General features: G+C 75.6%; 6 protein-coding genes. 4 read left to right on the top strand and 2 right to left on the bottom strand.

Annotated elements, in window-relative coordinates:
* Nucleotides 1-247: 247 nt before the first annotated feature.
* Complete coding sequence (locus ACFY0O_RS35990; protein ID WP_388954873.1) at nt 248-1,204, bottom strand: DMT family transporter; 957 nt, start codon at nt 1,202-1,204, stop codon at nt 248-250.
* Between the two features lie 47 nt (nt 1,205-1,251).
* On the bottom strand, nt 1,252-4,038 hold the full coding sequence (locus ACFY0O_RS35985; RefSeq protein WP_388954870.1) for an FAD-binding and (Fe-S)-binding domain-containing protein: 2,787 nt from the start codon (nt 4,036-4,038) through the stop codon (nt 1,252-1,254).
* Between the two features lie 96 nt (nt 4,039-4,134).
* On the opposite strand from ACFY0O_RS35985, the gene serC reads away from it, so the two are divergent.
* From serC to ACFY0O_RS35965, 4 genes are all read left to right on the top strand, one after another.
* Nucleotides 4,135-5,253, top strand: a complete 1,119-nt coding sequence (serC, locus tag ACFY0O_RS35980; RefSeq protein ID WP_388954867.1) for a phosphoserine transaminase — start codon at nt 4,135-4,137, stop codon at nt 5,251-5,253.
* 290 nt (nt 5,254-5,543) lie between these two features.
* Entirely contained in the window at nt 5,544-6,341 is a 798-nt protein-coding gene (locus ACFY0O_RS35975) for a hypothetical protein (protein ID WP_388954864.1), read from the top strand.
* Nucleotides 6,334-6,957, top strand: coding sequence for a class F sortase (locus ACFY0O_RS35970; protein WP_388954861.1), 624 nt, complete (start codon nt 6,334-6,336; stop codon nt 6,955-6,957). Before ACFY0O_RS35975 ends, ACFY0O_RS35970 begins: the two co-directional genes overlap by 8 nt.
* Nucleotides 6,958-7,051: 94 nt before the next feature.
* The gene (locus ACFY0O_RS35965) at nt 7,052-10,147 is read left to right on the top strand and encodes a sacsin N-terminal ATP-binding-like domain-containing protein (RefSeq protein WP_388954900.1); all 3,096 of its coding nucleotides are present in this window, start codon (nt 7,052-7,054) and stop codon (nt 10,145-10,147) included.
* Nucleotides 10,148-10,175 lie beyond the last annotated feature (28 nt).

Below are 10,175 nucleotides of genomic sequence, written 5' to 3'. Positions count from 1 at the left end.
CCCACTGTCCTTCCGGTTCGGGCCGGCCTGTCAAGGGCGCTCCTTCGTCGCGTCGCTGCGCGATGGCCTTCGGCCACCCTTGACAGCCCGTCCCGCCCCGGAAAGACAAGGACTGCCGGGAAACCCCCAACCCTGCCCTGAGACCGCTGAGTGGGGCCCGACCATGCCCCGTTCCGTCCGGCTGTTCAGTCCCGGCCCGGGCTGGTTCCGCCGCGAGGGGGGCGGCAGACGTCGGCCCGGCCCCAGGTCAGGTCCTCTGGGCTCGGACCGCGCCCATGCTCGCTGCGATGACCAGGGCGATCGCCAGGGCGTCCAGCAGGGAGAGGGCCTGGTGGAGGATCAGGAAGCCCGCCGTGGCCGCGATGGCCGGCTCCAGGCTCATCAGGATGGCGAACGTCGGCGCCGGGAGGCGGCGCAGGGCCAGGAGTTCCAGCGTGTAGGGGAGCACCGACGAGAGCACCGCCACGCCGAGGCCCAGGGCCAGGGTGGTCGGGGCCAGGAGGGCGGAGCCCGACTGGGCCACGCCCAGGGGGAGGGAGATCACCGCCGCCACCGCCATCGCCAGGGCCAGGCCGTCCGCCTGGGGGAAGCGGCGGCCGGTGCGGGCGCTGAAGACGATGTACGCCGCCCACATCGCCCCCGCGCCCACCGCGAAGGCCGCGCCGAGCGGGTCGAGGGAGCCGAAGCCGAGGCCGCCGCCGCCGTGGGCGGAGAGCAGGGCCACGCCGGCCAGGGCCAGGCCGGCCCACAGGAGGTTCACCAGGCGGCGGGAGACCAGTACCGAGAGGGCCAGCGGGCCCAGGACCTCCAGGGTGACCGCCGGGCCCAGGGGAATGCGGTCGATGGACTGGTAGAAGAGGCCGTTCATGCCCGCCATGGCCACGCCGAAGGCGACGACCGTGCCCCAGTCGGAGCGCGTGTAGCCCCGCACCTTGGGCCGGCAGATCAGCAGGAGCACCAGGGCGGCGGCCGCCAGGCGCAGCGTGACCACGCCGGCCGCGCCCGCCCTCGGCATGATCATGACCGCGAGCGCGGCCCCGAACTGCACCGAGATCCCGGCCGCGATGACGAGTGCCACCGGGCCGAAGCGGCCGCCCAGGCCGCCCTTGAGGCGGGCGGTGGCACGGGTGGCGGGCCGGGCGGGGGGCGTGGGCGTTGCGGGGGTTGCGGGGGTTGTCGCGGGGGAGGGCGAGGCTGCGGGCATTTATCCAGATTAAGGGGTGGGTAAGGGTCGTGCTTCCGTGTTCTCTCTTACATCGACTGCCCGGGCTCCGGGGGGAGCGCCTCCGCCAGGAGTTCCGCGAGGTGGCGGGCGCGGTGGCCGGAGAGCTGGGCGATCTGGGTGCGGCAGGAGTAGCCGTCCGCCAGGACGGCGGTGCCGGGGGCGGCGTCCCGGAGGGAGGGGAGCAGCTGTTCCTCCGCGCAGGCGACGGAGACGGCGTGGTGGCCGGGCTCGAAGCCGAAGTTGCCCGCGAGGCCGCAGCAGCCGCCGCTGAGCTCCCCGGTGAGGCCGGCGCGGTCGCGCAGCCGCCGGTCGGCGGTTTCGCCGAGCACGGCGTGCTGGTGGCAGTGGGTCTGGCCGGCGACGGGCCGGTCCAGGCGGGGCGGGGTCCAGTGGGGGGCGTGCTCCTCGAGGGTCTCGGCGAAGGTGCGGACGGCCGCCGCGAGGCGGTGGGCCCGGGGGTCGTCGGGGAGGAGGGCCGGGAGGTCGGTGCGCAGGGCGGCGGCGCAGCTGGGTTCCAGGACGAGGACGGGCCCGTCGGGACGGGTGTCGCCGAGGGTGTCGAAGGTGTCGAGGACGTCGAGGGTGCGGCGCAGGACCTTGCGGGCGCGGGCGAGGCGGCCGGTGGAGACGTAGGTCAGGGCGCAGCAGACCGGGCCGGTGGGGAGGGTGACGGGGAGGCCCGCGTCCTCCAGTACCCGGACGGCCGCGTGGGCGGCGGCGGGGGCGAGGTGGTTGGTGAAGGTGTCCGGCCAGAGGGTCACCCGGGGCGGTGTCGCCCTCGGGGCCCGGACGCCGTCGGCCGCCGTAGGGCCGGCGGTCGGCCCGTGGGGGCGCCACGAGCGGGTGAACGGGGTTTCCGCCACCTCGGGGAGGTTCCGCTCCCGGGCCAGCCCCGGCACCCGGAGCACCTTCCCCGCCGCGTTGACCAGTCGGGCCGCCCGCAGCCGGGCGATCAGCCGGAGCCAGGTCGGCAGGCCGCCCAGGAGGTAGTGGGACAGGGGGCGGGGGCGGCCCCGCCAGTGGTGGTGGAGGAACTCCGACTTGTAGGCGGCCATGTCGACGCCGACGGGGCAGTCGCTGCGGCAGCCCTTGCAGCCCAGGCAGAGGTCGAGGGCTTCGGCGACCTCCGGCGAGCGCCACCCGTCGCGGACGATCTCCCCCGCGAGCATCTCGTGGAGGAGCCGGGCGCGGCCGCGCGTGGAGTGCCGCTCCTCCCCCGTGGCCCGGTAGGAGGGGCACATCACCGCCGGGCCGCCGGTCTCCTCGGTGCGGCACTTCGCGACGCCCACGCAGCGGGCGACCTCCTGCGCGAAGGGGGTCGGGGGCAGGACCTCGAAGCGGAGGTTCTCGTCAAGGCGGGCCGGGCGGACGAGCATGCCGGGGTTCATGCCGCCGGCCGGGTCCCAGAGGTCCTTGTAGGCGGCGAAGAGGCCGATCACCTCGGGCGGGTACATGCGCGGCAGCAGCTCCGCGCGGGCTTGGCCGTCGCCGTGTTCCCCCGACAGGGAGCCGCCGTGGGCGACGACCAGGTCGGCGAGGTCGCCGGAGAAGGCGCGGTAGCGGGACACCCCGGCCGTGGAGGCCAGGTCGAAGTCGATGCGGACGTGGACGCAGCCTTCGCCGAAGTGCCCGTACGGAGTCCCGCGCAGCCCGTGCGCGGCGAGCAGGGCGCGGAACTCGCGCAGGTAGGCGCCGAGCCGGGCCGGGGGGACGGCGCAGTCCTCCCAGCCGGGCCAGGCCATCCCCCCTTCGGGCGTGCGCGTCGCGGTGCCGGCGGCGTCCTCGCGGATGCGCCACAGCGCCCGCTGCGCCGCCGGGTCCGCGACCACCACCGCGTCGAGGGCGTCGGCGGCCCGGACGAGGCCGCGCGCGGCCCCCTCGTCCCGGGTCTCGATGAACAGCCAGGCTCCGCCCCGGGGCAGGGCGGCGGTGTCGGGGACGAGGTCCCGGGCCATGCCCTCCACCGTCAGCGGCCCGTACGCGAGGAGCCCGGCGGCCGCGTCGGCGGCGGCGCTCTCGTCGGGGTAGCCGAGGACGGCGAGGGCGGGCGCGGGCGGGAGTTCCACGAGGCGCACCACGGCCTCGGTGACCACCCCGAGGGTGCCTTCGCTGCCGCAGAAGGCCTTGGCGAGCCGTACGCCGCGTTCGGGGAGGAGGGCGTCGAGGCCGCCGTAGCCGGAGATGCGGCGGGAGAAGCCGCCGGCCATGCCGGTGCGCAGCACGGCCAGGTTCGCGGCGACCAGTTCCCGCAGGCCGGGCGGGGCGCCGGACCAGCCGTCCGCGAGCCGGTGGGCGGCGCCCCCGTACGCGGTCACCGACAGCTCGGCGACGTTGTCGGCGGTGGTCCCCCAGGCGACGGAGTGGGCTCCGCAGGCGTTGTTGCCGATCATTCCGCCGAGGGTGCAGCGGGAGTGGGTGGACGGGTCGGGGCCGAAGGTCAGGCCGTGCGGGCGGGCGGCCTCCCGGAGTCGGTCGAGGACGAGTCCGGGCTGGACGACGGCGGTGCGGGCGGCCGGGTCCAGGGAGAGCAGGGCGTTCATGTGCCGGGTGAGGTCGAGGACCACGCCGGTGCCGGTGGCCTGGCCGGCGATGGAGGTGCCGCCACCGCGGGGGACGACGGGGACGCCGGCGTCGGCGCACACCCGCAGGGCCGCCGCCACGTCCTCGGCGTCGCGCGGGGCGACGACGCCGACGGGCACGCGCCGGTAGTTGGAGGCGTCCATGGTCACCAGGGCCCGTGCGGCCGCCCCGAAATCCACCTCCCCGCGCAGCTCGGCCCGCAATGTCCGTTCGAGTTCCCCAGGAGACGTCACGGGCCACATCTACCCATCAGCCGCACATCACCCTCGGGTGTCTCACCGGGTGGACGCGCTTCCGACGGCCGGTCCGGGACCCGATACGCTCCGCACGTGGCTGAGATCCAGATTCCCGCTGACATCAAGCCCGCCGACGGACGCTTCGGCGCGGGCCCCTCCAAGGTGCGGACCGAGGCGCTGGACGCCCTCGCCGCCACCGGTAACTCCCTGCTCGGTACCTCCCACCGCCAGGCCCCGGTCAAGAACCTGGTCGGCTCGGTGCGCCAGGGCCTCCGGGACCTCTTCTCCCTCCCCGAGGGCTACGAGGTGATCCTGGGCAACGGCGGCTCCACCGCCTTCTGGGACATCGCGACGGCCGGTCTCATCGAGCGGAAGTCCCAGCACCTGACCTTCGGCGAGTTCTCGTCCAAGTTCGCCAAGGCCGCGAAGCTGGCGCCGTGGCTGGACGAGCCGTCCGTCATCTCCTCCGAGCCGGGCACGCACCCCGAGCCGGTGGCGGAGGCGGGTGTGGACGTGTACGCGTACACGCACAACGAGACCTCGACGGGTGTGGCGGCGCCGATCAAGCGCGTCGCGGGCGCCGACGCCGGTTCGCTCGTCCTGGTGGACGCGACCTCGGGTGCGGGCGGTCTGCCCGTGGACATCACCGAGACCGACGTCTACTACTTCGCCCCGCAGAAGTCCTTCGCCTCGGACGGCGGCCTGTGGCTGGCCGCGTTCTCCCCGGCCGCCCTGGAGCGCGCCGCGCGCGTGCACGCGTCGGGCCGGCACATCCCGGAGTTCTTCTCGCTGCCGACGGCGATCGACAACTCGCTGAAGAACCAGACGTACAACACCCCGGCGCTGGCCACCCTCTTCCTGCTGGACCAGCAGCTGGAGTGGATGAACGGCCAGGGCGGCCTGGAGTTCACCACCTCCCGCACGGCGGCCAGCGCGGCCAACCTGTACGGCTGGGCGGAGGCGTCGAAGTACGCGAGCCCGTTCGTGCAGGACGCCGACAAGCGCTCGGCGGTCATCGGCACGATCGACTTCGACGACGAGATCGACGCGGCGGCGGTGGCGAAGGCGCTGCGCGCCAACGGCATCGTGGACACCGAGCCGTACCGCAAGCTGGGCCGCAACCAGCTGCGCGTCGCGATGTTCCCGGCGATCGACCCGGCGGACGTGCAGGCGCTGACGGTGTGCATCGACTACGTGATCGAGCGCCTCTGATCCCGGCGGTGTCCGCCCGCTGACACGCGGGGAGCCCCCTGCGCCGCCCAGGCGCCGGGGGCTCTTCCCGTTACGGGGGGGCGCTGCGTCGGGACCTTGGTCCCAAAAATCGGGGCAAAGAGCGCGCAAACGGACCACCCTCACCAGCCCCGCCGCCTGCGCGTTCACCACCCGGGACCTTCGGCGGGGGGCTCCCCGGCCGCCCGTCGCGGCCGCAACCAAGCGGATGGAATGTCCCTCATGTCTGGTGTGTCGGGAAAATCCCGGCTGTCCGTTCAGGAGGAGATCCCATGCGCAAGCCCCGCACCGTACGCACCCTGTCGTCGATGGCCCTCGCCTCGGCGCTGGCCGTCGGCGGCGGCACCACCACCACCGCCTTCGCCGCCGACGCCCCGTCCCCCTCCCCCTCCGCTTCCGCGAGCACCCCCGCCGCCAAGGCGTCCGTGACGGTCCCGAGCTCGCCCGTGAAGCCCGGCGACGCGGTCAGCGTCACCGTCACCGCCCCCGCCGGGTCCACGAACCTGGCCGTGTCCTCCGCCGCGCTCGGCGCCGTCAGGCTCTCCCCCGGCAAGGACGCCGGCACCTGGACCGGCACCGCCACCGTGGCCGGCGTCAAGGACGGCGGTTACGGCGTCGCCCTCACCGGCACCGGCCCCGACGGCGCCAAGCTCCAGGCCACCGGCCGGCTGACGGTCAAGGCCGGCTCCCCCAAGCCCGAGCCCACCCCCGCGCCCTCCACCCTCCGGCTGTCCGCCGACTTCGGCCGGCCCGGCGAGAACGTCGTCGTCACCGTGAAGACCTCCGAGAAGGACGCCTACGTGAAGTCCGCCGCCTTCACCGGCGGCCGCGTCGACCTCGAGAACGACGGCAAGGGCACCTTCACCGGCACCGCGACCGTCGCCCGGAACGTGCAGACCGGCTCCTACGGCATCGAGGCCTTCGCGGGCGGCAAGAAGTTCGACACCGTGAAGTTCTCCGTCGAGGCCAAGGGCACCCCCGCCGTGCGGCCCCTCAGGCCGCTGACCCCCGGCGAGCACAAGACGCCCAAGGGCTCCGTCAACACCGGCCAGGCCCCCGCCGATGCCTGAGTGCGCCCCCTCCCGCCGCCGGGGCGGCCGCGCGCACCGCGCCGCCGCCCTGGCGGGGGCTGCGGCCCTCGCCGCCGCCCTCGTCCCGGGCTGCGCCGCCGGCGACGGCACCCACCGGCACGCCCCGGCCGACGCCGCCGCCGTCTCCGCCCTCCCGCCCTCCGTGCCCGACCGGATCGCCGTCCCCTCCCTGCGCATCGACGCCCCCCTCGACGCCGTCGGCCTCGACCCCCAAGGCGCCATGCGCGAACCCGACTTCGCCAAGCCCCAGGACGCCGCCTGGTACCAGGAGGGCCCCACCCCCGGCGAACCCGGCGCCGCCGCGATCGTCGGCCACAAGGACACCCCGCAGGCCCCGCAGGCCGTCTTCTTCCGGCTCAAGGACATCGCCGAGGGCGGGGAGATCGACGTCCACCGCACCGACGGCACCACCGCCGTCTTCACCGTCGACGCCGTCGACACCTTCCAGAAGGACGCCTTCCCGACCTCCAAGGTCTACGGCGACACCCACGGCAGGGCCGAACTCCGCCTGATCACCTGCGGCGGAAACCTCACCGCCGACCGCCACTGGGACTCCAACGTCGTCGTGTTCGCCCACCTCACGGACAAGAGCTAGCCGCCCACGCGATACCTTCACAGCAGTACGTGGAGGCAGCACAAGGTGTGGAGGCAGCGGCGTGAACGTGCGAGTGACGGCGGCACCGAACGGCATGGACCCCTTCAGCACCGCCCGGCTGCGGCGCACGGTGCTGGACGCATGGGCCGCCGGGCCCGCCCGGTTCCGTGAGGACGCCAACGCCGAAGAGGACCTGGCGCTCGGTGGCTACCGCGACCGGCTCGCGATCGAACTGGCGCAGAACGCCTCCGACGCCGCCGCCCGCGGCCGCGTCCCCGGCCGGCTGCGGCTCACCCTGCACCCCGCCGTCCCCGGCGAAGCCGGCCACGGCGTGCTGGCCGTCGCCAACACCGGTGCCCCGCTGGACGCGACGGGCGTGGAGTCGCTGAGCACCCTGCGCGCCTCCGCCAAGCGCGAGGGCGCCTCCGCCGCCGACACCGTCGGCCGGTTCGGCGTCGGCTTCGCCGCCGTCCTCGCCGTCTCCGACGAGCCCGCCGTCCTCGGCCGCCACGGGGGCGTGCGCTGGTCGCTGGCCGAAGCCCGCGAAATGGCCCGCGAGGCCGCCCACTTCAGCCCCGGCCTCGGCGACGAACTGCGCCGCCGCGACGGCCACGTCCCGCTGCTGCGCCTGCCGCTGCCCGCCGAGGGCACCGCCCCCGACGGCTACGACACCGTCGTCGTCCTCCCGCTGCGCGACGCGGCCGCCGCCGACCTCGCCGAACGCCTGCTGGACGGGGTCGACGACGCCCTCCTGCTCACCCTCCCCGGGCTGACCGAGGTCGTCGTCGACACCCCTGGCGGCGGCACCCGCACCCTCTACCGGCACACCGACGGCCCCTACACCGTCATCGAGGACTCCGCCTCCGGCACCCACCGCTGGCGCACCGTCCGCGCCGGCGGCCCCATCGACCGCGCACTCCTCGCCGACCGGCCCGTGGAGGAACGGCTGCGGCCCGCCTGGAGCATCACCTGGGCCGTCCCCGTCGACGCCGAGGGCGCCCCCGAACGCCCCCGCACCGCACCCGTCGTCCACGCCCCCACCCCCACCGACGAACCCCTCGGCATCCCGGCCCTGCTCATCGCCTCCCTGCCGATGGACACCTCCCGCCGCCACCACGCACCCGGCCCGCTCACCGACTTCCTCGTGGAGCGCGCCGCCGACGCCTACGCCGAACTCCTCGCCGCCTGGGACCCGGTGACCCCCGCCCTCGTCGACCTCGTCCCCGGCCCCCTCGGCCAGGGCGAACTCGACGGCGCCCTGCGCGCCGCCGTCCTGCGGCGCCTGCCCCGCACCGGCTTCCTCGCCCCGGCCGCCCCGTCCGAGGAGCTGACCCGGCTGCGCCCCTTCGAGGCCGAAGTGGTCGAGGGCGCCGGAGCCGACACCGTACGGGTCCTCGCCGAGGTCCTCCCGACCCTGCTGCCCGCCGGACTGGAGCGGCGGCCCGAACTGCGCACCCTGGGCGTGGGCCGGCTCCCGCTCGGCGACGCCATCGAGCGGATCGCCGGCATCGAGCGCACCCCGCAGTGGTGGCACAGCCTCTACGACACCCTCGCAGGGGTCGACCCGGACCGGCTGTCCGGGCTGCCCGTCCCGCTCGCCGACGGCCGCACCGCCATCGGCCCGCGCCACATCCTGCTGCCCGGCCCCGACACCCCCGCCGACCTGGCCCGCCTCGGGCTCAAGGTGGCCCACCCGGACGCCGCGCACCCGCTGCTGGAGAAGCTCGGCGCCCTCCCCGCCACCGCCCGCGCCGTCCTGACCACCCCGCAGATCCGCGCCGCCGTGGCCGCCTCGCTCGACGCCGGCGAGATCTGGGACGAGGACTCCGACGCCCCCGACGCCGACGAGCTCGCCGAGATCGTCCTGACCCTGGTCCGCGAGGCCGGCCTGGCCCCCGGCGACGAACCGTGGCTGGGCGCCCTGGCCCTGCCCGACGAGGACGGCGAACCGACCCCGGCCGGGGAACTCCTCCTCGCCGGCAGCCCGCTCGCCTCCGTCGTCCGCGAGGACGAGATCCCGTACCTGGACCCGGAGCTCGCCGCCCGCTGGGACGCCGCCACCCTGGCCGCCTGCGGGGTGCTGACCACCTTCCAGCTGGTCCGCGCCACCGACGTGGTCCTCGACCCGGACGAGCTGGAGCCCCGCGACGGGGACTACGCCGAGCCCGACGACGCGGGACTGCTCGACGCGGTCGACGTGTGGTGCGAGGACATCCTCGACCAGTTCCCCGACTCCCCCGTCCCGCCCGTCGCCACCGAGCTGATCGCCGTGCGCGACCTCGACCTCGTCGACGACGACCGCTGGCCCCAGGCCCTGGCGATGCTCGCCCAGCCCCCGCTGCGCGACGCCCTCACCCAGCCGGTGCGGGTCCTGCTCCCCGACGGCACCACGCAGTCGGTGCGCCCGTACACCGCCTGGTGGCTGCGCGACCACCCGGTGCTCGACGGCCGCCGCCCGGCGGGCCTGCGCGCGGCGGGTGGCGACCCGCTGCTGGCCGGGCTGTACGCCCCGGCGGACGCGACCGGCTTCGAGGACGAGCAGGTGCTGCGCGCACTCGGCGTACGCACCTCGGTGCGCGCCCTGCTGGAGGAGCCGGGCGGCGCGGCCGAGCTGCTGGGCCGGCTCGCCGACCCCGACCGCGAGGTGTCGGGCCGGCAGCTGCACGGGCTGTACGGGGCGCTGGCCGAGCTGGACCCGGAGCAGGTGACGCTCCCGGACGAGCTGCGGGCGGTGGTGGACGGGGAGGTGGTCGTGGTGGACGCGGCCGAGGCGGTCGTCTGTGACGCCCCCGACCTGCTGCCGCTGACGGAGGGCCTGCCGCTGCTGCCGGTGGCCCCCTCCCGGGCGGCGGACCTGGCGGAGCTGTTCCAGGTGCGGCGGCTGTCGCAGAGCGTTCCGGCGGAGGTGACCACGCCGGGCGAGGAGCACGAGGTCCCGGACGCGGTACGGGTGCTGCTGGGCCCCTCGGCCCCGACGGTGTACGTGGAGCACGAGGAGCTGGTGGCGGGCGGCACGGAGCTGGACTGGCGGCTGACCCCGGACGGGGTGCTGCACGCGGCCACCCTGGAGGGCGTGGCGGCGGGCCTGGCATGGGCGGCGTCCCAGTGGCCCCGCCGCTTCGAGGTCGCGGCCCTCCTGGAGGACCCGTCCCGCACGGCGGAACTCGCGCGGGACAGGTGGTTCGACTAGTTCGACCAGGGGCCCCCGGGGGCCCCGG

It is taken from the genome of Streptomyces sp. NPDC001594 (assembly GCF_042893675.1).
GTDB lineage: Bacteria > Actinomycetota > Actinomycetes > Streptomycetales > Streptomycetaceae > Streptomyces.
The sequence above is the reverse complement of the archived record's forward strand: the minus strand, read 5'-3'. Positions and strand labels throughout refer to the sequence as shown.